Below are 25465 nucleotides of genomic sequence, written 5' to 3'. Positions count from 1 at the left end.
GAATGCATGTGATGCCGCGTCTGGATCCGTGCGTTACGGACGTGTTCACATGGCTGACGCCCGGGCCCGCGCTGGCCCGCGCACCGGCGGTGCTCAGGACGCGACGCACTCCCGGGCCCCCCAGCCGCCACAGCCCGCTGGTCGATACGGGCTGGCACAAGGGGCACGACGTGAAGGTGCTGCTCAAGAACGTCTAGGGCTGATCGGCCCGCGACAACGACGCGCCGCTGACTCGCGGACGACGGTGGCTCGTCCTCCCCGGCGGAGAGGACGAGCCACCGTCATGTGCTGTTCGCGCGAAGGGCGTACCCGGCCGCTCCCTGGCCGCTCAGCTGATCGTGAAGTGCAGCGCGTCGTCGAGGAACGGGATCTTCAGCCACGGAGACGGCTGCACCATCATCGCGAGCAGCACGATGGCCACGCCCAGGACGCCGTACGTGATCATGTCCGTGAAGCGTGAGCGCACCGCGAGCATTCCCACGGAGGGCAGCGTCCAGCGCATGACGGCGCCCGCGATCAGCGCGACGCCGATCACCATGGTGCCGATGCGGAACGCGTCGAACGCGGTCAGCAGCAGGCCGAGTCCGACCACCGCGAGCACGGCGAGCATCGGCCACTGCCGGGCGGGGGCCGGGGCGTCGCTGGAGGCCGCCCGGCCCCCGCCCTCCGGCCTGGCCGTGTCGTGCGTCAGCAGGGGGAACCGCCGCGATGCGCGCTGCGGCCGGCCGCCCGGCCCGGCGGCACCGACCACCGCCGGGGCACCCGGCTCGTCGCCCGGTGCCGCGGGCTGGGCGAAGGAGCCGGACTGGGCACCCGCCCCGGATTCCGCGTTACGGCCCCGCTCACCGCCCCGCGACCGCTCACCGCGCACAGCCCGCTCCGCGTCCTTCGGGTGCTCTCCGTCCGACGCCCCCTCGGCGACGCGCCCGGCCTCCGCCGCCGACGCCCGCTCCGCGCCGGACGCGCGCTCCGCGCCAGACACCCTCTCCGCGCCAGACGCGCGCTCCGTGCCAGACACCCGCTCCCCGCCGGACGCGCGCTCCGCGCCAAACGCCCGCTCCGCGCCAGACACCCGCTCCCCGCCGGACGCGCGCTCCGCGCCAGACACCCTCTCCGCGCCAGACGCGCGCTCCGCGCCAGACACCCGCTCCCCGCCGGACGCGCGCTCCGCGCCAGAGACCCTCTCCGCGCCAGACGCGCGCTCCGTGCCAGACACCCGCTCCCGGCCAGACGCGTGTTCGTCGGTGGGCGCCGTCTCCGCGGCCCGTCCAGCCTCCTCCGCCCCCGCCGCCAGCGTCCCGTCCCCAGCGGAAGCGGCTGGGGACTCCACGTCCCGCGACCGGCCCCCGGTCGACCCCGGCTCCGCAGATGACGCGGGCTCCGCACCCTGCAGCCGGCCCTCGGCCGACGTGGACTCCGTCGCCTCCGGCTGCCCGGCATCGCGTACCGACCGGGTGCCCTCAGCGGACCGCCCGGCGTCTCGCGCCGGGCGCCGGGCGTCCCGGTGCTGGGCGTCCCGCTCCGGGTGCCCGGATCCGGTGCCGGTGCCCGCGGAGGGCCCGGACTCGTCGCTCGCCTCTGCGTTCATGCGTCTGTCTGCCTCTGCGCTCGTCCGCTCGACCTGCGTTCCGTTGCCGACTGCCGCCCCATGCGTTCGACCCGTCCGGGACGGGTCAGGCGACGGAGCGTTCCGCGGCCTCGACGACGTTGACGAGAAGCTGGGCCCGGGTCATCGGGCCGACGCCGCCGGGGTTGGGCGAGAGCCAGCCGGCGACCTCGGCGACGCCAGGGTGGACGTCCCCGACGATCTTGCCGCTCTCGTCGCGCGAGACGCCGACGTCCAGGACGGCCGCCCCGGGCTTCACGTCCTCGGGCTTGATCAGGTGCGGCACCCCGGCCGCGGCGACGATGATGTCGGCCCGCCTGAGGTGGGCGGACAGATCCCGCGTACCCGTGTGGCACTGCGTGACCGTCGCGTTCTCCGAGCGGCGCGTGAGCAGCAGCGGCATGGGGCGGCCGATCGTGACACCACGGCCGACGACGACCACCTCGGCGCCCTTGATCTCCACGCCGTGCTGTCGCAGCAGCCGGATGATGCCGTACGGGGTGCAGGGCAGCGGGGCCGGCTCGTTCAGGACGAGGCGGCCGAGGTTCATCGGGTGCAGCCCGTCGGCGTCCTTGGACGGGTCCATGAGCTCGAGGACGCGGTTCTCGTCGATGCCCTTGGGCAGCGGCAGCTGGACGATGTACCCGGTGCAGGCCGGGTCGTCGTTGAGCTCGCGTACGACCGCCTCGATCTCCTCCTGCGTGGCGGTGGGGGGCAGTTCGCGCTGGATGGAGGCGATACCGACCTGGGCGCAGTCGCGGTGCTTGCCGGCGACGTACTTCTGGCTGCCCGGGTCGTCCCCGACCAGCAGCGTACCGAGGCCGGGCGTGACGCCCTTCTCCTTCAGGGCCGCGACACGGGCGGCCAGGTCGGACTTGATCGCGGCAGCGGTGGCCTTGCCATCGAGAATCTGGGCAGTCATGCCCCCATCCTCGCGGATGACACGGTCCTGGTTCCAATCCGGGCCCCGCCGTACCGGTCTGCCGTATCGGTCTGCCGTATCGGTCTGCCGTACGGCCCGGCGCCATCGGACGTTCCCAGGCCGCGCGATTCACCATGATCAGCCAGATTGCACTTGCACAACACATACGGAATGCGGCTGGACAACTACGCGACGCCTGAAGAACGATGAGCGCCACAGTGCCGCGGACAGCGCCGGGGGGACGGACCGCATCTGTAGAACTTTCCTCCGAGCGGGCCGCGTCGTCCCCGCGCTAGCAACGGAGGAAAGACCGCCATGAGTTTCGGCGACCCGAACAACCCCTACGGGACCCCGCCCCAGCAGCCGCAGCAGCAGCCCGGCTACGGGTACCCCCAGCAGGCGCCGCAGGGCGTCCCGCCCCAGCAGGGCTACGGCTATCCGGCGGCCCCGCCGGTGCAGCAGCCGTACGGCGGTGGATACGCCGCAGCGCCCATGACCATGCCCGGCGGAGTCAAGGCCGCCCGCATCATCCTGTGGGTGCTGGTCGCTCTCCAGATCGCCAGCGCCATCTACGCACTCACGCAGCTCGGCGCCGTCGACGACGCAGTGAACTCGGTGGACACCTCGGGCCTGTCCAGCTCCGACACCGACGCCATCGCCAGCATCGGCAAGGGCGTCGTGGTGTTCATCGCGGTCCTCGCCTTCATCTTCGCCGCGCTCGGTGCCGTACTGGCGATCAAGTTCGCGAACGGCGCCAACGCCACGCGCGTGTGCACCATCGTCTACGGATCGTTCGTCATCGTGGGCGGCCTGTTCCAGCTGCCGATCGGCGTCCTGACTCTGATCGCCGGAATCCTGATCGTCGTGTTCGTCGCCAAGTCCGACGGCGCCGCCTGGTTCAAGCGCCCGCGCTACTGAGCCGGCTCGCCTGAGCGCCTTCGGCACCGGAAAGGGGCCCCGCGTCGCGTGACGCGGGGCCCCTTCGCCGTATGCCGTGACTCGGCCGTCCGCCGTGGCTCAGTCGAAGACGTGGCTCAGTGGAAGAAGCGCCGTGGCTCAGTGGAAGAAGTGCCGCGTCCCCGTGAAGTACATCGTCACGCCCGCCTTCTGCGCGGCCTCGACGACCTGCTCGTCGCGGACCGAACCGCCCGGCTGGACCACGGCCTTGACGCCGGCGTTGGTGAGGATCTCCAGGCCGTCGGGGAACGGGAAGAACGCGTCCGACGCGGCGTACGAGCCCCGGGCCCGCTCCTCACCGGCCCGCTCGACGGCGAGCTTGGCGGAGTCGACGCGGTTGACCTGGCCCATGCCGACGCCGACCGATGCGCCGTCCTTGGCGAGCAGGATCGCGTTGGACTTGACGGCGCGGCAGGCCCGCCAGGCGAAGGCCAGTTCGGCGAGCTCGGCCTCGGACAGCGGCTCGCCGGTGGCGAGGGTCCAGGTGGCCGGGTCGTCGCCGTCGGCCTGCAGCCGGTCGGTGACCTGGAGCAGCGCGCCGCCGTCGACGGGCTTGACCTCGACCGGGTTGGCCGGGGCGCCCTCCGCGCGCAGCACGCGGATGTTCTTCTTCTTGGTCAGGGCATCGAGCGCGCCCTCCTCGTAACCGGGCGCGACGATGACCTCGGTGAAGATCTCGGCGACCTGCTCGGCCATCTCCTTGGACACGGGCCGGTTGACGGCGATGACGCCACCGAACGCGGACAGCGGGTCGCAGGCGTGCGCCTTGCGGTGCGCCTCGGCGACGTCAGCGCCGATCGCGATGCCGCACGGGTTGGCGTGCTTGATGATCGCGACGCAGGGCTCGTCGTGGTCGTACGCGGCACGGCGCGCGGCGTCCGTGTCCGTGTAGTTGTTGTACGACATCTCCTTGCCGTGCAGCTGCTCGGCCTCGGCCAGACCGCCGGTGCCGTCCACGTACAGGGCGGCGTCCTGGTGCGGGTTCTCGCCGTAGCGCAGGGTGTTCTTGCGCTCGAAGGTGGCGCCGAGGAAGTCGGGGAAACGCGACTCGTCGACCGGGGCGTACTCGCTCGCGAACCAGGAGGCGACCGCCACGTCGTACGAAGCAGTGTGCTGGAACGCTTCGGCGGCGAGCCGCTTGCGGGCGCCCAGGTCGAAACCGCCGTCCCGCACGGCGGCGAGCACGTCGCCGTACCGCTCCGGGCTGGTGACCACGGCCACGGACGGGTGGTTCTTGGCGGCGGCGCGGACCATCGACGGGCCGCCGATGTCGATCTGCTCGACGCACTCGTCGGGCGAGGCGCCGGAGGCGACGGTCTCCCGGAACGGGTAGAGGTTGACGATCACCAGCTGGAACGGCTCCACGCCCAGCTCGGCGAGCTGCCGCTGGTGGTCCTCGAGCCGCAGATCGGCGAGGATCCCGGCGTGCACGCGCGGGTGCAGCGTCTTGACCCGGCCGTCGAGGCACTCGGGGAAGCCGGTGAGCTCCTCGACCTTGGTGACCGGAACCCCGGCCGCGGCGATCTTCGCGGCGGTCGACCCGGTCGAGACGAGCTCGACACCCGCCTCGTGCAGCCCGCGCGCGAGCTCCTCGAGCCCGGTCTTGTCGTAGACGCTGACCAGCGCCCGGCGGATGGCCCGCTTCGTGTCCTGAGTCCCCTGCGTACCTTCGGCGGTCACGGGATAACTACCTTTCGTCCCTCAATGCGAAAGCCGTCGCGGGCCAGACGCCCCACGGCCTCGACGAGCAGCTTTCGCTCGACTTCCTTGATGCGCTCGTGCAGAGCGCTCTCGTCGTCCTCGTCCCGGACCTCGACCACGCCCTGAGCGATGATCGGCCCGGTGTCGACGCCGTCGTCGACGAAGTGGACGGTGCATCCGGTGACCTTCACACCGTGCGCGAGGGCGTCGCGCACACCGTGGGCTCCGGGAAAACTGGGCAGCAGCGCGGGATGGGTGTTCACGAACCGCCCGCCGAACCGCGCGAGGAATTCCTTCCCCACGATCTTCATGAATCCGGCCGAGACGACGAGATCCGGCTCGTACGCGGCGACGGCCTCGGTGAGCGCCGCGTCCCACGCCTCCCGGCTCTCGTAGTCCTTCACCTTGCACACGAAGGTCGGCAGACCGACGCGTTCGGCGCGTTCGAGCCCGGCGATGGAGTCGCGGTCGGCGCCGACGGCGACGACCGCCGCCCCATAAGCCTCCGCTCCCTGCGCCGCGATGGCATCGAGCAGAGCCTGCAGATTCGTACCTGATCCGGAGACCAGCACGACGAGGCGCTTGGCGGCCACGGCGGGGCCCTTTCTCACAGGAGCTGTCTTTGTACGGTCGTACGAAAGCTTCGTGTGCCTCGATACGGGGAACTCTACGAAGCGGCCGACCGTCAGCAACGATACCGGCACATGGGGCGGCCCCCGGGGGACGGGGGCGTGGCCGGAAGGTAGCGTCTGGGGAGGATCCGCCCCGACACGCCGCAAGGCGCCCAAGGGACCGGGTACGACGCCCGGAAGAACTGACACCAGATCGACGCCAGACCGACGCCAGATCGACCAAGGGGAAGACGCACACCTGATGCCGGACCTGATGCCGGGCCGAAGCCTCCGCCTCCCGCTGTCCATCGCGTACGGGCTCACGCAGGAACCCTCTGCGTACGGGTTCGCGCCGGGAGGGGAGCGCGGCTCGACGCTGCTGCGGGACCGCAAGCCCGCCCCGCCGCCGGCCTCGCCGGAGGGCGGGGACGGGTCGGGGGCCGGCGGCCGGGATTCCGCGCAGGACGACAACCCCTTCGCGCCGCCGCCGGAGGGGACGCCGGACCGCCCGTGGCAGCCCCGCCGCCACCCGAACGGACAGGACTCCGGCCAGGACTCCGGGCGTTCCCCGTGGGGCCGCCAGTGGAGCGACCAGCAGCCGGGCCGCTCCCCCGGCGGCTTCGGCGAGCGGCCCGGCGGGCAGGGCGGCGGGCCCAAGGACGGCCCGCCCGGAATGCGCTGGGACCCCACCGACCCGGTACAGCGCCGCGCGCGCTACGCGCTGCTCTCCGGCATGTGGGCCTTCTTCTTCGCGCTCTTCAGCTGGCCGTACGTGGCGCTGCTGCTCGGCGCGCTGGCGCTGTACTGGGGGATCAGCTCGCTGCGGGCCAAGCCGCGCACGCCGGACCCGACGGCTCCGGCACCGGCACAGGCGCCCGCAGGCGGCGGCGCGAAGCCGCAGACCACGGCGGCGATCAGCGGTCTGGTGACGGCGTCGCTGGCGCTGGCCATGGTGGCGGCGACGTTCGCGGCGCAGCTCGTGTACCGGGATTACTACACGTGTGTGAGTGACGCCCTCACGAACTCCGCGAAGCAGTCGTGCGAGCGGCTTTTGCCGGAGGAGGTCCGGCCACTGCTGGGGACGCGGGGCTGAGCCCCGCCCTCGGGCAGGGCTGCGCCCACCCGAATCCCCGCGGGGGTCGTACGCGAGGCACCGTACGTCGTGGGTTGTGCCCACCCTCCCCCAGCTACCGCTGGGAGGTGCCCCCAGCCCTGCGGAACGATTGCCCACAACGGTACGGGACCGGCCACCGGCCTCTAGCCGCCTGACGGCCGAAGGGGACGTGGCGGGATGTGCGCCCGCAGCGGCTGGCGCAAACTCCGGGTGACCCCTGACAACTACGGTTCGGCGCCAGACCGAGGACGTACATCCCGGCGCGGCCCCGACCCAGTCACCGGCCGAAGGCGCACCAGCCGACCACCGGCCGGAAGGCGGCCGTCAGCCGGACGCGTCCGACGGAGGAGGCGGCGGCGACGGGGGCGGCGCCCCAGAGCCCCACGCGGCATCGTCGTACCAGGCCGGCACCCCCTCCTCCACCGGCAGAAAGTCGTACGGCTCGAACTCCGCGCCGTCCGCGGCGACCTCCACCTTCGCCGCCGCCCCCCGCCGCCACCGAGGCATCCGCACCCGCGCAACCCAACCCCACGGCGCTCGCCAGACCCGCCGCCACCGGCTCCCATCCGAGGCCGTCCTCGGCGTCCGCGTTCGCCACGCCCGCAGCCCCACCGCGACCGGCACTCCCACTCCGGCCGTCCACGCCACCGCCGCCGCGCCGACCTGCCACCACACGGGCCCGAACCGGGACAGCACAGCCACCCCCATCGGCCCTGCGGCCAGGGCGGCGAGCCCGGCCATCGCGACGCCGCACAGCCCCGCAGCAGCCGCGACGGTCAGCACGGTCCGCCCGAACGGCCACGCGTCCTGCCGTTCCCCGTCGGCGGGCGCAGCCACGCTCACGATGAGCCAGGCGACCGTCACCCCCGCGGCCACCGGCACCAGCAGGACCGCCCAGGTCAACAGGGTTCCGGCAATCCCGACGAGCCCGGCCCCTCCCCCCGGCGAACCCTCCGGCACGGCGGCCAGCAGCGGAAACGGCGGCAGCAACGCCCGCAAACCGGCCCTGGCAGAACCGGCGGAACCAGCTGAACCCGCGGAGCCGGACTCCGCAGAGCCCACCGAACCCACCCAGCCCACCCACAGCGGAGCCACGACGTTCCCGGCGCCGAGGGCGAATCCGGGCCCCAGCCCGTATGCCGCCCCCCACACAGCGGCGTTCGGCATCAGCGCGAGCACCAGCAACAGCACCGCGAACCGCCCTGACCACACGTCCGTGAGCTGCAGGAACGAGTCCCGGGTCGCACCAGCGTGCCATCCCAGCGACAACGCGACGACGAGCGCACCACCGCCGACCAGCACGACGGTCCCGGCGACCGCGGCCCGCCCGGCGACCGCGATCCCTGACCGATTGGCCGCCGGGCCACCCTCGCCGACGGCACCCGCACCGATGTCGCCGCCGCGAAGAGCACCGCGGTCGGGAAGCGCACCCTCCACGGCCCGCCGTACCGCATCCGCCGGCAGCCCGAGCGCGCCCAGCGCCCGGTACGCAGCGGCCCTCAGAGGACCGCGAGGGCGCCCACACGCCGTCCAGACGCCCGCCGCGCTCGCCACCGCGACCAGCGCAGGAAGGCGGAGGGCGACACTGAGCCACGAGGGGCGCAGTTCACCACCGGCCGCATACACCGTGGCACCCGCACCGACCAACAGGTATCCGACAACGACACCCCACCACGCGACCCGCACCCCCACCCGCACCCCCACCGGCACCCTCACGGGCTGCCGCACCGGCCCGCTCTCCACCGCATCCCGCGCCGCCCGGTGCACCAGCCACACCGGCACGACGAGCAGCAACAACGGCGTGACGCCCACCGGCGCTGGCACCCCGGAGAGCGTGTCGGTCCTGACCAGCTCCACACCGTGCGCAAGCAGCCACAGCGCGGCCGCCACATGCAGCGCCCCACCGGGCCCGCTGTCCGGGTACGGCGAGGTGATCCACAACAGCGTGACGAGCACGGCGAGCGCGCCGAGCCCCAGCCCCGCCGCAACGGCGCCCCCGAGAAGAGCCCCACCCAGCCCGGCGGGGAGGCGCTCGAGCACCCGGGAGAGCGCCGCGGCCGACGACAAGGACCGCGACGGCGAGGAAGGAGGCGAAGAGGAGGACGAGGACGAGGACGGAGAGGGCGGCCGGGACGGCGACGGGCTGCGATCGGTCACACGGGGCACGGGCCCCATCGTGCCAACGACACGCACTTTCCCGGCGTAACAGGCGAATACCGGATGTGTCGCTCAAGATACGTTTATGTACTTTTATGGACGGACGGAGGGGTGTGCCCGGTGAGCCAGAACCCTGACACCCCGCGCCCGTCCGGACATGTCCGCAGAGGCGGAGCCGCGACGCCCCACATGATCGAAAACAGGCCGGAGCCCGGCCCCGAGCCGAGCGGCATCCGCCCGTCGGCCACCGCTCCGGCGAAGGACGGGCGGCTGACGCCCGCCGACGCCTTCGACGCCCTGTACGAGTCCGGCGCCCCCTCCCTCGTACGTCAGACGTACCTGCTCACCGGGCGGCGTGCCCTCGCGCAGGAGTCCGTCGAGCGGGCCTTCCAGCAGGCCTGGCACCGCTGGCCGGAGGTCGCCGTCGACCGGGATCCCGCGGGATGGGTGCGGGCTGCGGCATACGAGTACGCCATGTCGCCGTGGCATCAGCTGCGCCGGTCCCACCGCCGGCCCGAAGAACCGCCCGCCGACCCGGACCACCGCAGACTGCTCGCCGCGCTCCTGGAGCTGCCGCCGCCGTACCGCCGCACGCTGCTGCTCTACGACGGCCTCGGGCTCGGCCTGCCGGAGACCGCTGCCGAGACGGAGGCGACCACCCCGGCGACGGCCAACCGGCTGCTGCACGCCCGCGAGGCGATCGCCGCACAACTGCCCGAGCTCGCCTCGCCCGCCGAACTCCACCGGCGCCTCGACGAACTGGCTGACGCGGAGAAACTGCAGACGCCCAAGGCGGCTCAGGTACGCGCCGACAGCGAGCGACGAGCCCGCCTCTGGACGAGAGCGGCGATCGCGTCCACGGCACTCCTCGTGGCCGCAACGGCCCTCGCGGCATGGACCGCACCGACGCGCTACGAGCCCCCACAGGCCCCCGGCAGCACCGTGACCGGCGTACCCCCACGCATGGGCCCAGGCCCCCTCACAAAGGCCCAGAAGACCCTACGAGCTCACCTCCAGTCCAACCCAGCAAACATCCCCCACCGCCTGCACCCAGAACCAACCTGACCCCACACCCGGCGCCCAGACCGCCGCGGGCAGCTCACCGCTTCCGCCGACTGTGGGCAGCGCGCCCCTTCCGCTGTGGGCAATCGTTCCGCAGGGCTGGGGGCACCTCCCAGCGGTAGCTGGGGGAGGGTGGGCACAGCCCACTCGTACAGCACCCCAACGACGCACCTGGTGACCCAGTACGCAGGCGGGCCCGCACCCCAAAGGGGTACGGGCCCGCCAAAAACCGCTCAGGCAAAGCGCCCAGTGTTACGCCAGGATCTCCCGAGCCAGCTTCGCCGTCTCGGTCGGCGTCTTGCCGACCTTGACGCCGGCCGCCTCGAGCGCCTCCTTCTTCGCCTGGGCGGTGCCCGACGAACCGGAGACGATCGCGCCGGCGTGACCCATGGTCTTGCCCTCGGGCGCGGTGAAGCCGGCGACGTAGCCGACGACCGGCTTCGTCACGTTGGCCTTGATGAACTCCGCCGCACGCTCCTCGGCGTCGCCGCCGATCTCGCCGATCATGACGATCAGGTCGGTGTCGGGGTCGTCCTGGAACGCCTTCAGCGCGTCGATGTGCGTGGTGCCGATGATCGGGTCGCCGCCGATGCCGACGCAGGTCGAGAAGCCGAGGTCACGCAGCTCGTACATCATCTGGTAGGTCAGCGTGCCGGACTTGGACACGAGACCGATGCGGCCGGGCTTGGTGATGTCGGCCGGGATGATGCCGGCGTTCGACTGGCCCGGCGTGATCAGGCCGGGGCAGTTCGGGCCGATGATGCGGGTCTTGTTGCCCTTCTCCTGCGCGTACGCCCAGAAGGAGGCCGTGTCGTGGACCGCGATGCCCTCGGTGATGACGACCGCGAGCGGGATCTCGGCGTCGATGGCCTCGACGACCGCGTCCTTGGTGAACTTCTCCGGGACGAAGATGACCGTGACGTCGGCGCCGGTCTTCTCGATCGCCTCGGCGACGGAACCGAAGACCGGGATCTCGGTGCCGTCGAAGTCGACGGTGGTGCCCGCCTTGCGCGGGTTCACGCCACCGACGATGTTCGTGCCGGAAGCCAGCATGCGCTTGGTGTGCTTCTGACCCTCGGAGCCGGTCATGCCCTGGACGATGACCTTGGATTCCTTGGTGAGGAAGATAGCCATGGTGTCGGTTTCCCTCGTCCCTTACTTCGCAGCCAGCTCGGCGGCCTTGTCGGCCGCGCCGTCCATGGTGTCCACACGCTGAACGAGCGGGTGGTTGCGGTCGTCCAGGATCTGGCGACCCAGCTCGGCGTTGTTGCCGTCGAGGCGCACGACCAGCGGCTTGGTGACCTCTTCGCCCTTGGACTCGAGGAGCTCCAGGGCCTGCACGATGCCGTTGGCGACCGCGTCGCACGCGGTGATGCCACCGAAGACGTTGACGAACACGGACTTGACGTCCGGGTCGCCGAGGATGATCTCGAGGCCGTTCGCCATGACCTCGGCGGAGGCGCCGCCACCGATGTCGAGGAAGTTGGCGGGCTTCACGCCGGAGTGGTTCTCACCGGCGTACGCGACGACGTCCAGGGTCGACATGACCAGGCCGGCGCCGTTGCCGATGATGCCGACCTCGCCGTCCAGCTTGACGTAGTTGAGGCCCTTGGCCTTGGCGGCAGCCTCGAGCGGGTTGGCCGCGGCCTTGTCCTCGAGCTCGGCGTGCTGCTCCGTGTGACGGAACTCGGCGTTGGCGTCCAGGGACACCTTGCCGTCGAGGGCGATGACGTCGCCGGAGGCGACCTTGGCCAGCGGGTTGACCTCGACCAGGAGGGCGTCCTCCTTGACGAAGACGTCCCACAGCGTCACCAGCACGTCGGCCACCTTGTCGGCGACCTCGGCCGGGAAGTTGGCGGCCTCGACGATCTGGCGGGCGACCTCGGGGGTCACACCCTTGTTGGCGTCGATCGGGGTCTTGGCGACGGCCTCGGGGCGGGTGGCCGCCACCTCCTCGATCTCCATGCCGCCCTCGACGGAGGCGATGGAGAGGAAGGTGCGGTTGGCACGGTCGAGGAGGAAGGAGACGTAGTACTCCTCAAGGATCTCCGGAGCCGTCTCGGCGATCATCACCTTGTGGACCGTGTGGCCCTTGATGTCCATGCCGAGGATGTCCGTCGCGCGGGCGACGGCCTCGTCCGGCGTTGCGGCCAGCTTCACGCCGCCGGCCTTGCCACGGCCACCGACCTTGACCTGGGCCTTTACAACCGACTTGCCGCCCAGGCGCTCAGTCGCCGCGCGCGCCGCCTCAGGCGTGTCGATGACTTCACCGGCCAGCACCGGTACACCGTGCTTGGCGAAGAGGTCCCTCGCCTGGTACTCGAACAGGTCCACGCGCGTCCGTCCCTATCAGTGATCTCGCGGTTCGTTGTCTGCGTGGGCGTGCCGCGAAGGGCAACGTGACTTCCGCTGTCACTAGGGGTCACTAGGGAGGCGTACACGGTGTCCGGGCACGCGGCATGTCCGTCTCGCAGGTTATCGCCGCAGACCTCGTGTCCATAAATCGCAGATCACAACCAGGCGGTGATACCGGTCACAGACCGCGCCCGTCAGGCAACCCAGGGACAGGAAAAAGGGCGGTCCCCCGCGTCGTTCCGGTGTCGTTCCGGTGTCGCGGGGGACCGCCCGCAGCCCATCGAGGCTGGTTTCGTGGACGTAAATTCCTGGTCAGTGTGCGCGTGTCACGCATTGTGAGGCGTCAGACGAGTGCTCCGTGAGGCGTCAGACGTGTACTTCGGTGCCGTACTCCGGTGGCCGACCGTGCGGCGCCGCTCCGCTCTGGGACGTCGCACGGTCGGGCACACGGCCGGGATGTCACATCGAGTAGTGCGAGTAGTCCGAGGTGGCCTCGGACGCGGACTGCGCCCAGCCCGGGGTGACCGACTCGGCGACGCCGTGGGCGCCTGTCGCCGCGTTCCCGGCGAGCGGCTGCGCGTCGGCGGTGACGGTCGCCGCCAGGTCCTGCGCGAACGGCTGGACCTGCCCGGCCACGGCGCCGGCGAGCGGCTCCACCTGGTCGACCACGCCGGCGGCGAACGGCTGAACGTCGCCCGTGACGCCCCACGCGAGGTGGTCGGCGCTGCTGCCGACACCGTGCACGACGGGCTGCACCTGGTCGACGACGGTCTCCACGAACGGCCGCACGGCGCCGACAGCTCCGCCGGCGAACGGCTGCACGTCGTCGCTCACAACCCCCTGCGCGAAGGGCGCGACCTCGCCCGCGACACCCTGGGCGAACGGCGACACCTCGGCCACGACCCCGCCCGCGAACGGCTGGACGTCGCCGACGACGCCATACGCCAGCACGGTCGCGTCCCCGACGGCCTGCCCGGCGACCGGGAGCACGCCGTCCACCGCGGTGGCCGCGACGGGCGGCAGCACGGACGCGGCGGTCTCGTCGGCGATCGGCGTCGCAGCCGCCACCGCGGTCGCCGCCGCACCGTGGACGTAGCCCGGGGCGGCCGCCACAGCACCGTCGACGCGGTCCTGGACATCGCCGGGGAACTGGGCCGCCGTGCTCTGTGCGGTACGGGCCGCCTGGGCGGCGGTGGCCTGGACCGTGTAGGCCGCCTGGCCAGCGGTGGCCTGGGCCGTGTAGGCGGCATGACCGGCGGTGGCCTGGGCCGTGTAGGCCGCCTGGCCAGCGGTGGCCTGGGCGCCGTAGGTCACCTGACCGGCGGTGGCCTGTGCCGTGCGGGCCGCCTGGCCAGCGGCGGTCTGGGCCGTGTAGGCCGCGTGGCCGGCGGTGGTCTGGGCCGTGTAGGCCGCGTGGCCGGCGGTGGTCTGGGCCTGGTAGGCGAGCTGACCTGCCGCGGCCTGCGCGCCGGTGACCGCCTGACCGGCCGCGCCCCGTGCCTCGTACGCGGCGTGCCCGGCGTTGGCCTGGGCCTGGTAGGCCAGCTGACCTGCCGCGGCCTGCGCCTCGTAGGCTGCCTGCGCCTCCTGGGCGACCTGACCCACGGCGGCATGCGCCTGGTAGGCGGCCTGACCCGCCGCACCCTTGACGTCCTCCGTCAGGCGGCCGAACCTGCCCTGCACGTCCTGGGCGACGTGACCGACCGCGCTCCGCGCAGCGGAGACCACCTGGCCCGCCTTGCCCTGGGCCTGGGCGAGGGCCTTCTCGAGCTCCGGCGCGAACGCGGAGAGCGGGCCGAACAGGTAGTCGATGGCGTCCTGCGGGCTGTCGACCCCGGATGTCGCGGTCTCCGCGGCCGCGTGCGCGGAGGCCTGCGCGGCGGTCGCCTGCTGCGAGACGGCCGAGGCGTACGAGCCGTACTCGGGGATCTGCGCGTCGATGTACGCACGTGCCTGCTCGGCGCGGTCAGCGGCCTGCGTCGCCGCGTGGGCGGCCTTGGCCTTCACCTTGGCCTTGGCGTGAGCGCTCGCCTCGGCCTGGGAGACGGTGTCGGCGGCCGCGGACTTGACCTTGGCGGCCGTACCGGTCGCGGCACCGGTTGCGCCCGACTGGGCGGCGGCCGCCTTACCGGTGACCGTACCGGCGGTCGACTTCACCTTGGCGACGGTGCCCGATGTGACGCCCGAGATCGTGTCCTGCACACCGGCGACCTCGCCCTGGACCTCCCCGATCGTGTCCGTGACCGTGTCGGTGACCGTGTCGGTGGCCGCGTCCGGCACGGAGAGGGAGGGCGCGGGCAGCTCGTCGGCGCTGGCGACGGCGGAGCCGAGTGCCCACGCGCCCGTGACGCCGGCGGCGATCACGATGGAACGGCGGATGTTCTTGTGCATGCTTGCGTCAGATCCTTCGGAAGGTCGAATTCTGTTTCCGGCCGGCCCGGTGAGATGGGCCGGGCCGAAGGCGTCCGTCCGGTGATGGGAGGGGTGTCCGGACGGCGGGCAGACCTGTCCCGCCCCCGCGCGGCAGGTCTCGAGCGGGGAAAGGGCTGCCCTAGCCGGGGAATTCGTTGATGTCGCGGTGCCGGTCGCGGACACCCGCGTCGTCCGTCGCCGCAGTGCCGCACAGCATGAGCCGGAACGGGGCGCCTTCCGCGAACGACGCGGCATGCAGATCGCCGTGCCGCAGCGAAGTCGTGTCGACCAGCGACTGGTTGACGATCGCCCCGGTCGGCACCCCACCCGGCGTACGGGCGGGGACATGCACGGGACGCACGGCACCGCCGTGGTGGCGGTCCATCAGGTCCCGGTCGGCAAGGGCGATCTGCGTACACGGGCCGTACGCCGACCCGTACTCGGCATCGGGCGACGTCCGCGCGCCGTCCTCCACCATTGCCTCGCCGCCGGGCTGGTCACCGGTCGTACCCTGCGGCGGCTGCACCCCGTCGCCTCCCGGCAGTATCCCGCCCGGCAGGGACGGCGCCCCGGGGAATCCGGGAAGTCCGGGCAGCTCGGACAGGTCCTGCCAATCGGGATCCGCCGACGGCGCCACGTCGGACAGCGCCCCGACGGCCCTGTCCACCAGCTGACGCACCGGTCGCACGGCCGACTCGTCGACCCGTTCACCGGCCTGCTCTTCGGCTGCCCTGCCGACTACCTCATCGACCGGCTTCGCGGTCGGCTGCGCGGTCGGCCTGACGGCCGGGTTCGCAGTCGGCTTGACGGACGGCTGGGCGGTCGGCTGCTCGGTCGGCTTCGCGGTCGCCGTGACGGCCGGCTCCGCGGCCGGCTCGACGGCCGGGCGCACGACCCGATGGACCGGGCCGGGCGTCTGCTCGGACGTCCCAAGGCCGGTGACCGGCGACTGGACTTCGCGGGTCGCAGCAGCATCGCCGAGAGCTCCTGCACTCTCCGCCGCATGCGCCCGCTCGCCGCAGAACATTCCCAGCACGAACAACCCGCCCAGCAGCAGCGCCACTTGCAGCACACGCCGCCCAGCCGCCGTGCGCACAACGCGCAGGGCGGCAACGGGCAGAACTGCTGGGGAAGTCAAGATCGGGGAGGGTCCTCCGGTGCGAGGGGACGGGCCGGAACGCGACGCTCCGTCAGGGCGATATGCCGATCCTCGCATGGGACGCCCGAGGTTACGCAAGCCCCCCGTTACCGATGGGTACTCATGTCCGGTATGGGAAGAGGGCGCCTTTCGATCGCCGCGGCCATCACGTCCGGGAAGAGATCGGGCGTGCAGGCGAAGGCGGGCGCGTCCAGCGCTGCGAGCGCGGCCGCATGCTCACGGTCGTACGCCGGTGCCCCCTCGTCGGACAGTGCGAGCAGTGTGACGAACTGCACTCCCGACGCCTTCATCGCCGCGACGCGCTTCAGCATCTCGTTCCGTATTCCGCCTTCGTAGAGGTCCGAGATGAGCACGACGACCGTGTCCTGAGGCCGGGTGATCTGCGACTGGCAGTACGCAAGAGCCCTGTTGATGTCCGTCCCGCCGCCCAGCTGGGTGCCGAAGAGGACGTCGACGGGGTCGTCGAGCTGGTCCGTCAGGTCGACCACGGCCGTGTCGAAGACCACAAGCCGGGTCGCTATGGACCGCATGGATGCCAGCACCGCGCCGAACACCGAGGCGTAGACGACGGACGCCGCCATCGATCCCGACTGGTCGATGCAGAGGATCACCTCCTTCTTGACCGACTGCGAGGCCCGCCCATACCCGATCAGCCGCTCGGGCACGACCGTCCGGTACTCCGGCAGATAGTGCTTCAGGTTGGCCGCGATGGTGCGGTTCCAGTCGATGTCGTGATGGCGCGGCCTGCTTATCCGGGCGCTGCGGTCGAGAGCCCCGGTGAGGGTGGCGCGGGTGCGGGTGGCCAGCCGCTTCTCGAGGTCATCGACGACCTTGCGCACCACGGCCCGTGCCGTCTCCTTCGTCGTCTCGGGCATGGCTTTGTTGAGCGAGAGCAGGGTCCCGACGAGATGGACGTCGGCCTCCACGGCCTCCAGCATCTCCGGCTCGAGCAGCAGGGTGGACAGGCCGAGCCGGTCGATCGCGTCGCGCTGCATGACCTGGACCACGGAGGACGGGAAGTACGTCCGGATGTCGCCGAGCCAGCGCGCCACGGACGGCGCGGACGCCCCGAGCCCGGCCGAACGGTCCCTGCCACGCTGCGCCTTGCTTCCGTTACGGTGCTCGCCGTTCCCGTACAGCGCGGCCAGGGCGCCGTCCATCGCCGCGTCCTGTCCGGTGAGCACACAGCCGGTGCCGTCCGCGGCGTCCCCGCCCAGGACGAGCCGCCAGCGCCGCAGCCGCTCGTCGGTCCGCTCTGCGGCCGGGTCGGTGTTCAGAGCCGTACTCACCTCGATGCCTCCGCGAGCGCAAGGTCGTTGTGTCCGGGCGCGGGTATCGGCGCGGCTGTTTGCGCTGGATTGTCCAGCCCGCGCCCTGACGGGTCGTCCAGCCCGAGCAGCAGGGACAGCACGGGGAGCACGGCGTCCGCGCGCAGCCCGTCCAGCTCCGGCGCGAAGCCGGGCGGTGCCGCACCGCCGCCGTGGGCCGGACCGGACGCGCCCGCCGGCCCACGGCGCACCAGCTCGCCCAGGGTGCGGCGCACTCCCGGTTGGTAGGCCGAGAACGTGCGGCGCAGCAGCGGCAGTACGTCGGTGAAGGCCTCTGCGGAGACTCCGGTGAGCCACGCGTCGACCAGGGCCAGCAGCTGCTCGTCGTGCACGAGCAGCATGCCGCCGCCGGAGCCGCCTCCGACGAAACCCTCGATCCATGCCGCCGCATCCGCCGGCGGTGTGCCCGGCGAGAGGGCGAGCCCCATGAGGCGCCCGGCCTCGTCGCCGTCCAACTCCGCGTCGTCGAGCAGCAGTCGCGTGCTGCGGCCGCGGATCACTCCGGGCACGGTGTCCCGCCCGGCGAGCACGCGGAGCACCGAGTGCCAACGCGTCCGTATTCCGCCGCGCACCGCCTCGGCTTCGGCATGTACCGCCTCGGCTCCGCCGGACACCGCCTCGGCTGCGCCATGCGCGGCCTCAGCTCCGCCATGCGCGGTCTCGGCTGCGCCGGGCGGTGCCTCGCCTGCGCCGGGCTCGTCGAGGAGTCCGACGGCGCCGTGCACGGCGTCGACGTGGCGGCGCATCTCCGCTGCCGCATCCGCGTCGAGGGACGCGCAGGCGGGCGGGAGGCCGACGAAGACGCGCTCGGCGAGGCCCGCGGCGACCTCGGCCAGCGCATGGGTGTCCGTGCCGCGTACGTCGCCGTAGCGCAGGGAGCGGACCAGCGCCGGGAGCGCCTGCGCGAGGTGGCCGACGTCCGTGTCGAGAGCCGCGCGGTCGGCGAGGACACGCATCACCACGGGGAGCGCATCGGGAAGTTCCGCGAGGAGGCACCGCTCCGCGAGCGCCGTGACGTCGGCCAGCGCTTCGGCGGCGACGGCGTCCGACTCGGCCTTCGCCGTGGCCGCGGCGAGCACGGTGGTGCCCCATATCCCGGCCTCGGCGACCCGCACCGACACCTCCGGTTCCCAGCGCAGCCGCCAGGTCTCGCGGAAGGTGCCGGTGCTGCCGCGCGTCGGTCTGGCGGGCTCGCCCCAGTCGACGCCGAGCAGCCGGAGCCGGTGCAGCAGCGTGCTGCGCGCCGCGTCCGTCTCCTTGCGCAGGTCCAGCTCCAGCTCCCGCTCCAGCGGCTCCGGCTTGAGCCGCAGCCTCCGCTGCAGTTGGGTGAGGTCGCGTTGCAACGGGACGGCCGGCGCCGAAGCGGGCACCTCCCCCAGGACGTCCCCGACGACCAGCTTGTCGTGGACCAACGCGAGGGGTACGTCCGAGCCCTCGCACATCACCGCCCGTATCGCGTCCGTGGTCTCCGACAGGCCTGGCAGCGGGCGGCCGCGCATCACCGCGAGCGTGTCGGCGAGCCTGACCGCCTCGATGACGTGCGCGGACGACACGATCCTGTCCTCACCCCGGAGCAGTCCCGCGACCCGTGTCATCCAGCGCTCGACGGGCCGGTCAGGGGCGCTGAACAGATGCCCGTACCACCCCGGGGATTCGATCCCCGCGCCGTACCCACTGGTGCGGGACAGCCGCCTGTGCGTCCAGGGCACCCAGGTCATGTCGGCCTTCACCTTGGGCAGTCCCTTGAGCAGCGCCCGGTCGGCGCTCACCGTGGTCCGCTGCCGCAGCGCGGGCACGTGCCAGGCTCCGCAGACGACCGCCACATCGTCGCCGACCTCGCGCTGCGCGGCACGCAGTTGGATCCGCATGTACGCCTCACGGATCAGGTCACGGTCGTGCCCGCCGGGCCCGTACTCGTCGCGCAACGCCCCCATGGCCTCCGCCAGCGCCTCGAACGGCGCGAAGGCGTCGCCGTCGCCCCGCAGTGCCTTGGAGGCCTGGGAGGTTCCCCCGGGCCGGTGCTCGATGACGTCCTCCCACCACCGCTCCGGGTCGTCGTAGCCCGCGGCGTCGGCGAGCACGGCGAGCGGATCGATCCGCATCGCCTCCTCCGCCGCGACGGCCTCGGGGCTTTCCGACGGCCCGGGCGGCCCGGCGGGTTCCGGTGGCGCGGCCGGCCCCGGCGGCGGGGAACCGGCCTGCGTCCCGTGCCAGGCCAGCGTGTGCGTCGCCGGAAGGTCGATGAAGCGCGCCGGAACGTCGTGTTCCAGGGCCCATTGGATGGCGACCCATTCCGGGGAGAACTCGGCGAACGGCCAGAACGCCGAGCGGCCGGGCTCGTCCACGACGTGGGCGAGGAGCGCGACCGGTGGCCGCATGTCCTCGTCGGCTGCCAGGGCGATCAGTGCGTCCGCTTCCGGCGGGCCCTCGATCAGCACCGTCCGGGGCCTGGCCGCCTCCAGAGCGGCCCGCACGGACCGGGCGGAACCGGGCCCGTGGTGCCGCACGCCCAGCAGCAGAGGCCCATCGCCGCCCGCTCTCCGCCTGATGCGGGACGTGTCGGGCGCGGTCATACGCTCACCTCCCGGCACGCGCGGTAGAAGTCCTTCCAGCCGTCCCGCTCACGCACCACGGCCTCCAGGTACTCCTGCCAGATCACGCGGTCCGCGGCCGGGTCGCGGACGACGGCGCCCAGGATTCCGGCGGCGACGTCCGACGGCCGCAGCACTCCGTCGCCGAAGTGCGCCGCCAGCGCGAGACCGTTCGTCACCACCGAGATCGCCTCGGCGGTCGACAGCGTGCCGCTGGGCGACTTCACCTTCGTACGCCCGTCGGCCGTGACGCCGTCGCGCAGCTCGCGGAAGACCGTGACGACCCGGCGGATCTCGTCGATGCCGTCGGGCGCGGACGGCAGATCGAGCGAGCGTCCGATCTGGTCGACGCGGCGGGCCACGATGTCGACCTCGGCGTCGGCGCTCTCCGGCAGGGGCAGCACGACCGTGTTGAAGCGTCGACGCAGCGCGCTGGACAGGTCGTTGACGCCGCGGTCGCGGTCGTTGGCCGTGGCGATCAGGTTGAAGCCGCGGACGGCCTGCACCTCCTGGCCCAACTCCGGTATCGGCAGGGTCTTCTCCGAAAGGATCGTGATCAGCGTGTCCTGTACGTCCGCCGGAATACGGGTCAGTTCCTCGACCCGCGCCGTCATGCCCTCGGCCATGGCCCGCATGACGGGGCTCGGTACGAGCGCATCCCGGCTGGGCCCGTGCGCAAGCAGCTGCGCGTAGTTCCAGCCGTAGCGGATGGCCTCCTCCGGCGTCCCGGCCGTGCCCTGCACCAGCAGTGTCGAGTCGCCGCTGATCGCGGCGGCCAGGTGCTCGGACACCCAGGTCTTCGCCGTGCCCGGCACGCCGAGCAGCAGCAGAGCGCGGTCGGTGGCGAGCGTGGTGACGGCGACCTCGACGATGCGGCGCGGCCCCACGTACTTCGGCGTGATCACCGTGCCGTCGGCGAGAGTGCCGCCGAGCAGATACGTGGCGACCGCCCACGGCGACATGCGCCAGCGAGCCGGCCGCGGCCGGTCATCTTGCGCGGCGAGCGCGGCGAGCTCATCGGCGAACGCGGTTTCCGCGTGCGGCCGGAGCTCCTCGGTCGCCGTTGCGGATGCGGTCGTGGTTGCCGTCGCGGACTGCTTCCCGCTCGGGTCGGCCTTCCCGCTCGGGTCGACGGACGTCGGTTCAACGGACACGGACATGGCGCGGTCCCCCTCCAGCTCGGCCTGCTCGGATCTGGTCCCCACCGTGCACCACGCCACTGACAATCGGCTCTGACCTGCGCAGACACCCCGGCGGAGGTCGATTGTCAGTGGGGGGACCTACCTTCGACGACATGACTCAGCAGGGGGTGCGCTGGACGGCGGACCAGGTGCTTGCGCTGGCACCTGACGCCGCGTCACGCAAGGCGGGAAGCAGGCTCGGCGCGGCCGGGCCGTGGTCGGAGACGGGCAGTTCCGGCGAGGGGACGGTGTGGGGGCTGTGCAAGGGCAGCGGGAGCAAGCCGTATCAGACGGTCGTGGACATCGCGGACACGGCCGGCCCGGCGTACAAGTGCAGTTGTCCGAGCCGCAAGTTCCCGTGCAAGCACGCGCTGGGGCTGCTGCTGCTCTGGGCGGGCGGGGACGGCAGCGTGCCGGATGCGCAGGCGCCGGAGTGGGCGGAGCAGTGGATAACGAGCCGCAGGCAGCGGGCCGAGCAGAAACGCACGTCCGGGACGGCACCTGCCCGGTCCGCTGATCCGGAGGCGGCCCGGCGCCGTGCGGAGAAGCGGGCGGAGCGGATCACCGCGGGAGCGGTGGAGCTGGAGCAGCGCCTGGCCGATCTGCTGCGGTCCGGGCTCGCCTCGGCTGAGCAGGGCGGCTATGCGCTGTGGGAGGAGACAGCGGCCCGCATGGTCGACGCCCAGGCGCCCGGGCTGGCCGCACGGGTGCGGGAGTTGGGGGCCATACCGTCCTCCGGATCCGGCTGGCCGGTGCGGCTGCTGGAGGAGTGTGCGCTCATCCACCTCCTCGACCAGGGCTGGCTGCGCCGCGAGCGGCTGCCGGAGTCCCTCGCGGCCACGGTCCGTTCACGCATCGGCCTGCCCACTGCGGCGGCCGGCCCGGCAGTGCGTGACCGCTGGCTGGTCCTCGCGCAGTACGACACGGCGGACGGCCATCTGACGACCCGCCGGATATGGCTGTACGGCGAGGAGTCCGGACGCACGGTGCAGCTGCTGTCGTACGGGGCGGCGGGGCGGGCACCCGCACTCGCACTGCCCGTAGGTCTGGCGCTCGACGCCGAGGTGTCCCCGCATCCGGGCGCCGACCGGCTGAGGGCGGACCTCGGTGAGCAGTTCGCACCGCCGGCGCCGACGGCAGTGCGGCCGGAGGCCGTGAGCACAGCGCAGGCGGTGGCGCGGTACGGCGAGGCGCTGCGGGACGATCCCTGGCTGGAGTCCTGGCCGGTGACGCTGGCCGGCGTGATACCGACCCCGGACGGAGACGGCTGGCAACTGGCCGACGCCGACGGCAAGTCCGCGCTGCCTCTCGGCGCCTCCGCGCTGTCCGGCTCCCGGCTGTGGCGCCTTGTCGCCGTGTCGGGCGGCGCTCCCGTCACGGTCTTCGGAGAGTGCGGTCACCGCGGTTTCATCCCACTCGCGGTATGGCCGGAGGAACGGGGAGAGCCGGTGCCGCTGTGCTGAGCCGACACCCGGCCCGCACCAGCGCCTACACCCCGCCCGCACCAGCACTTACGCCTACACCAGTCCGGCTCGTTCCCAACGAAAGGAGACGCCTGTGAACAGAATCCCCGGCATGACGGAGTCCTCCTGCTCCTCCTGGGAGGAGCTCGTCACGGCAGCGCTGCTCGGTACTGAACGGCGCACGCCACCGGTCGTCTACGCCGGAAGAGATGCGCCGACCGCCCTGTTGGACGCGGCTGCCGTGCAGACCGTCCGACGCAGAGCGGGACTCCGGCCGGCGGCCGCCGCCACGCCGCCCGAGCCCGCGGGCCAGGATCCCCGGCCCCCGTTGCCGCCCGCGGCCAGGCGACGGCTCGCGATGCTGCTCGCCGACCGCCCGGGCGCCGGCAGCGGTGGCCGCCGTGGAACGGCCCCCGACCTCATGGAGCTGCTGCCCCAGTGGCTCGCCACAGCGAACGAGCACGGGTACGCGGCCCCGCCGGAGCTCCTGCCCGCGCTCCTCGACGCGGCCAGGGGGCGAACGGATCTGCGTCCGCAGGCGCTCGCCTTCGCCGGACCGCGTGCGACATGGCTCGCACGTCTGAACCCGGACTGGAGGTTCGCGCTGCGCTCCGCTCCGGGCGGCGGCTCCGCACTGCCCGCCCTCGGGGACTCGGCGGAGGTCGAACAGCTCTGGCAGGAGGGGCTGTTCGCCGAACGGGTCACGCTGCTGGCCGCGTTGCGGGCGCGTGATCCCTCTGCGGCTCGCGAGCTTCTGGCCACGACCTGGTCCACAGAGCGCGCCGAGGACAGGCTGATGTTTCTCGACTCACTGCGTACGGGTCTGTGCGACGAGGACGAGCCGTTCCTGGAGAGGGCTCTGGCCGACCGCAGCCGCAACGTCCGGGCCACGGCGGCCGAGTTGCTGTCCGCGCTGCCGGGCTCGGCGCTCGCCGCACGTATGGCGGCACGCGCGGCCTCCTGCGTGTCCCTCGACCGTACGCAGGGGCAAACGACCGTCGTGGTCGAGGCGCCTCACGAGTGCGATGCGGACATGGAGCGCGACGGTGTGGTGCCCAAGCCGCCCGCGGGCAGGGGCGAACGGTCCTGGTGGCTGGGCCAGCTCGTCGAGGCGGCACCGCTCGCCGTCTGGCCGGAGCGGCTCGGGGGGCGTACGCCGGAGGAGATAGTCGCGTTGCCGGTCGCCGACGACTGGCAGAGCGAGCTGCACGGCGCGTGGTGCAGGGCCGCGGTACGGCAGCGGGATGCGGCCTGGTCCCGGGCGCTGCTCGGCGCTCCGGCGTCGCCGGCCGCCGCGGGCCCCGGCGCAGTGTCGCTCGCCGAGCGCGCGAAGCTGCTGGCCGCCCTGCCGGCCGGCGAACGGGCCGAGTGGGTCGCGGGGTTCATCTCGGCGCACGGCCTGTCGGAGGCGTTCCAGCTGCTGGGGGTGTGCGCGACTCCGTGGGCCGAGCCGCTGGGCCGCGCGGTCGTGGACGCCCTGAACATCGCACGGGATGCGGGAAGTTACCCGTGGAGCTTCAGCGGTGTGATGGGGCTCGCGGAGCGCTGCCTGGACCCGGCGACGGCAACCGGCCTGGACGGCCTCACGTCCATACCCGACGAGCCGGAGGACGCATCGCCGGGCGCGGTGGGCTACTGGACGGAGGCATTCCAACGCCTCGTGGGGACCCTTCGCCTGCGAGCAACCATGCGGGCGGAGCTCATGGCCCGTTGAGCTCGCGCACAGCCGGTCACCCCGTCGGCCTGCGGCGCAACACGGCATGCAGTGGTTCCGCTGCGACCGCGTTCGGGCTGCGACGGGCACATTTCACCCGAACAGCCCACGCGGAGCGTCGTCGCTGAGCGCCGCATCCAGGGAGGCTCACCCACACAGGCGTCGCATTGCGCCGCAGGCCGTCATGGACGGCCTGGTGAACGGACGTCGTGGAGGGCCCTGGTGAACGGACGTCGTGGAGGGCCCTGGTGACCAGGCCCTCCATGACGGCCATGTCGCTAGGCCGGCTGTCGTACGTTCGCGTGAACCCAGTCCACGATCGAGGCCGTCGTGGCACCGGGGGTGAAGATCTCAGCGACGCCCTTCTCCTTGAGCGGGGGGATGTCCGCCTCGGGGATGATGCCGCCGCCGAAGACCTTGATGTCCTCCGCGTCGCGCTCCTTGAGCAGTTCCAGCACGCGCGCGAAGAGCGTGTTGTGCGCGCCGGACAGGATGGACAGACCGATCGCGTCGGCATCCTCCTGGATCGCGGTGTCGACGATCTGCTCGGGCGTCTGGTGCAGACCGGTGTAGATGACCTCCATACCGGCGTCACGCAGCGCCCGCGCGATCACCTTGGCCCCTCGATCATGGCCGTCGAGCCCCGGCTTGGCGACCACCACGCGGATCGGCCCCGTTGCCACACCCATCACTGCCTCCATGTACCGACATGCCATCCGGCATGTACCCACTGCACCACCGACTGCACCGGCGGCGCCGATTGCCACCGCCCACCGGACCACCCATGCCCCCGCTCCCCCGCGGCCGAGTGCTCGAGCACTCGAGCACTCGGGAACGAGCAAAAGCACGGTTGCTGCCGCCTCGCCCGGCACCGCCCTCACCCGAGCGGGTGCGAGGAAGTGAACGAACGTTATCGCCAGCATCCCGCAACAGGCAGTTTTACAGCGGTGACAGAGGGGGAAATCACACCATGGGACACGTTCGCCGCGCACTGCTCCGCATCCGGCGGGACACAGGCCGTAACCGGGGCAGGCGTCAGGGGAGCCGCCTGAGAGGTCGCGGCCTCGACGCCGTCAGCCGCCCGGCCGCACGGCGCGACGAGGCAGCGCATCGGCCCTCGCACAGGGAGCCA

The 25465-nt window shown here is 72.4% G+C and carries 19 protein-coding genes; 6 read left to right on the top strand and 13 right to left on the bottom strand.

The annotated features are described in order from the left end of the window. The first annotated feature begins 41 nt into the window (after nt 1–41). A complete protein-coding gene (locus STSP_RS16960) occupies nt 42–197 on the top strand; it encodes a hypothetical protein (protein WP_157902845.1) in 156 nt (51 codons plus the stop codon). A gap of 131 nt (nt 198–328) precedes the next feature. Here STSP_RS16960 and STSP_RS16955 read toward each other — a convergent pair whose 3' ends face one another. Both STSP_RS16955 and STSP_RS16950 read right to left on the bottom strand, forming a co-directional pair. After that, the gene (locus STSP_RS16955; RefSeq protein ID WP_232789678.1) at nt 329–982 is read right to left on the bottom strand and encodes a DUF3017 domain-containing protein; all 654 of its coding nucleotides are present in this window, start codon (nt 980–982) and stop codon (nt 329–331) included. A 691-nt stretch (nt 983–1673) separates the two neighbouring features. Further along, nucleotides 1674–2528, bottom strand: a complete 855-nt coding sequence (locus STSP_RS16950; protein ID WP_067278356.1) for a bifunctional methylenetetrahydrofolate dehydrogenase/methenyltetrahydrofolate cyclohydrolase — start codon at nt 2526–2528, stop codon at nt 1674–1676. 315 nt (nt 2529–2843) lie between these two features. Here STSP_RS16950 and STSP_RS16945 point away from each other — a divergent pair, with 315 nt between their 5' ends. Next, nucleotides 2844–3446, top strand: a complete 603-nt coding sequence (locus STSP_RS16945) for a hypothetical protein (RefSeq protein WP_067278355.1) — start codon at nt 2844–2846, stop codon at nt 3444–3446. A 138-nt stretch (nt 3447–3584) separates the two neighbouring features. Here STSP_RS16945 and purH read toward each other — a convergent pair whose 3' ends face one another. Both purH and purN read right to left on the bottom strand, forming a co-directional pair. Continuing rightward, nucleotides 3585–5165 (bottom strand): bifunctional phosphoribosylaminoimidazolecarboxamide formyltransferase/IMP cyclohydrolase, encoded by a 1581-nt coding sequence (gene purH / locus STSP_RS16940; protein ID WP_067278352.1) that lies wholly within the window; start codon nt 5163–5165, stop codon nt 3585–3587. After that, nucleotides 5162–5779, bottom strand: coding sequence for a phosphoribosylglycinamide formyltransferase (gene purN, locus STSP_RS16935; protein WP_232789677.1), 618 nt, complete (start codon nt 5777–5779; stop codon nt 5162–5164). Before purN ends, purH begins: the two co-directional genes overlap by 4 nt. A 292-nt stretch (nt 5780–6071) precedes the next feature. Between purN and STSP_RS16930 the strand changes: the two genes are divergently transcribed. Then, nucleotides 6072–6890, top strand: coding sequence for a hypothetical protein (locus tag STSP_RS16930; RefSeq protein WP_067278565.1), 819 nt, complete (start codon nt 6072–6074; stop codon nt 6888–6890). A gap of 345 nt (nt 6891–7235) precedes the next feature. On the opposite strand, the gene STSP_RS16925 is transcribed toward STSP_RS16930, so the two are convergent. Then, entirely contained in the window at nt 7236–8951 is a 1716-nt protein-coding gene (locus STSP_RS16925; RefSeq protein ID WP_232789675.1) for a cell division protein PerM, read from the bottom strand. A gap of 108 nt (nt 8952–9059) precedes the next feature. On the opposite strand from STSP_RS16925, the gene STSP_RS16920 reads away from it, so the two are divergent. Then, nucleotides 9060–10133, top strand: coding sequence for a sigma factor-like helix-turn-helix DNA-binding protein (locus STSP_RS16920; protein ID WP_408646316.1), 1074 nt, complete (start codon nt 9060–9062; stop codon nt 10131–10133). A 249-nt stretch (nt 10134–10382) separates the two neighbouring features. Here STSP_RS16920 and sucD read toward each other — a convergent pair whose 3' ends face one another. From sucD to STSP_RS16885, 7 genes are all read right to left on the bottom strand, one after another. After that, complete coding sequence (sucD, locus tag STSP_RS16915) at nt 10383–11264, bottom strand: succinate--CoA ligase subunit alpha (protein WP_067278343.1); 882 nt, start codon at nt 11262–11264, stop codon at nt 10383–10385. 21 nt (nt 11265–11285) lie between these two features. Further along, on the bottom strand, nt 11286–12464 hold the full coding sequence (gene sucC, locus STSP_RS16910; RefSeq protein ID WP_067278341.1) for an ADP-forming succinate--CoA ligase subunit beta: 1179 nt from the start codon (nt 12462–12464) through the stop codon (nt 11286–11288). A gap of 480 nt (nt 12465–12944) precedes the next feature. Next, nucleotides 12945–14876: a hypothetical protein gene (locus tag STSP_RS16905; RefSeq protein WP_067278339.1), complete on the bottom strand. Its 1932-nt coding sequence runs from the start codon at nt 14874–14876 to the stop codon at nt 12945–12947. A gap of 160 nt (nt 14877–15036) precedes the next feature. Then, a complete protein-coding gene (locus tag STSP_RS38450; RefSeq protein WP_157902844.1) occupies nt 15037–16035 on the bottom strand; it encodes a PT domain-containing protein in 999 nt (332 codons plus the stop codon). Nucleotides 16036–16142: 107 nt separating this feature from the next. After that, nucleotides 16143–17345, bottom strand: a complete 1203-nt coding sequence (locus STSP_RS16895) for a VWA domain-containing protein (protein WP_232789674.1) — start codon at nt 17343–17345, stop codon at nt 16143–16145. Beyond that, nucleotides 17342–19957 carry a DUF5682 family protein gene (locus tag STSP_RS16890; protein WP_078067248.1) on the bottom strand — a complete coding sequence of 872 codons (2616 nt, stop codon included), beginning with the start codon at nt 19955–19957 and terminating at the stop codon, nt 17342–17344. Before STSP_RS16890 ends, STSP_RS16895 begins: the two co-directional genes overlap by 4 nt. Continuing rightward, entirely contained in the window at nt 19954–21135 is a 1182-nt protein-coding gene (locus STSP_RS16885) for an ATP-binding protein (RefSeq protein ID WP_067278336.1), read from the bottom strand. Before STSP_RS16885 ends, STSP_RS16890 begins: the two co-directional genes overlap by 4 nt. A 134-nt stretch (nt 21136–21269) precedes the next feature. Here STSP_RS16885 and STSP_RS16880 point away from each other — a divergent pair, with 134 nt between their 5' ends. Beyond that, nucleotides 21270–22619, top strand: a complete 1350-nt coding sequence (locus STSP_RS16880) for an SWIM zinc finger family protein (protein ID WP_067278560.1) — start codon at nt 21270–21272, stop codon at nt 22617–22619. 112 nt (nt 22620–22731) lie between these two features. Beyond that, nucleotides 22732–24333, top strand: a complete 1602-nt coding sequence (locus STSP_RS16875) for a DUF5691 domain-containing protein (protein WP_067278334.1) — start codon at nt 22732–22734, stop codon at nt 24331–24333. 278 nt (nt 24334–24611) lie between these two features. On the opposite strand, the gene STSP_RS16870 is transcribed toward STSP_RS16875, so the two are convergent. Beyond that, on the bottom strand, nt 24612–25022 hold the full coding sequence (locus STSP_RS16870) for a cobalamin B12-binding domain-containing protein (protein ID WP_067278333.1): 411 nt from the start codon (nt 25020–25022) through the stop codon (nt 24612–24614). Between the last annotated feature and the right edge of the window lie 443 nt (nt 25023–25465).

Source organism: Streptomyces jeddahensis (genome assembly GCF_001642995.1).
Lineage (GTDB): Bacteria > Actinomycetota > Actinomycetes > Streptomycetales > Streptomycetaceae > Streptomyces > Streptomyces jeddahensis.
Note: the sequence above shows the minus strand (reverse complement) of the source record. Positions and strands in the feature narration are given on the sequence as shown.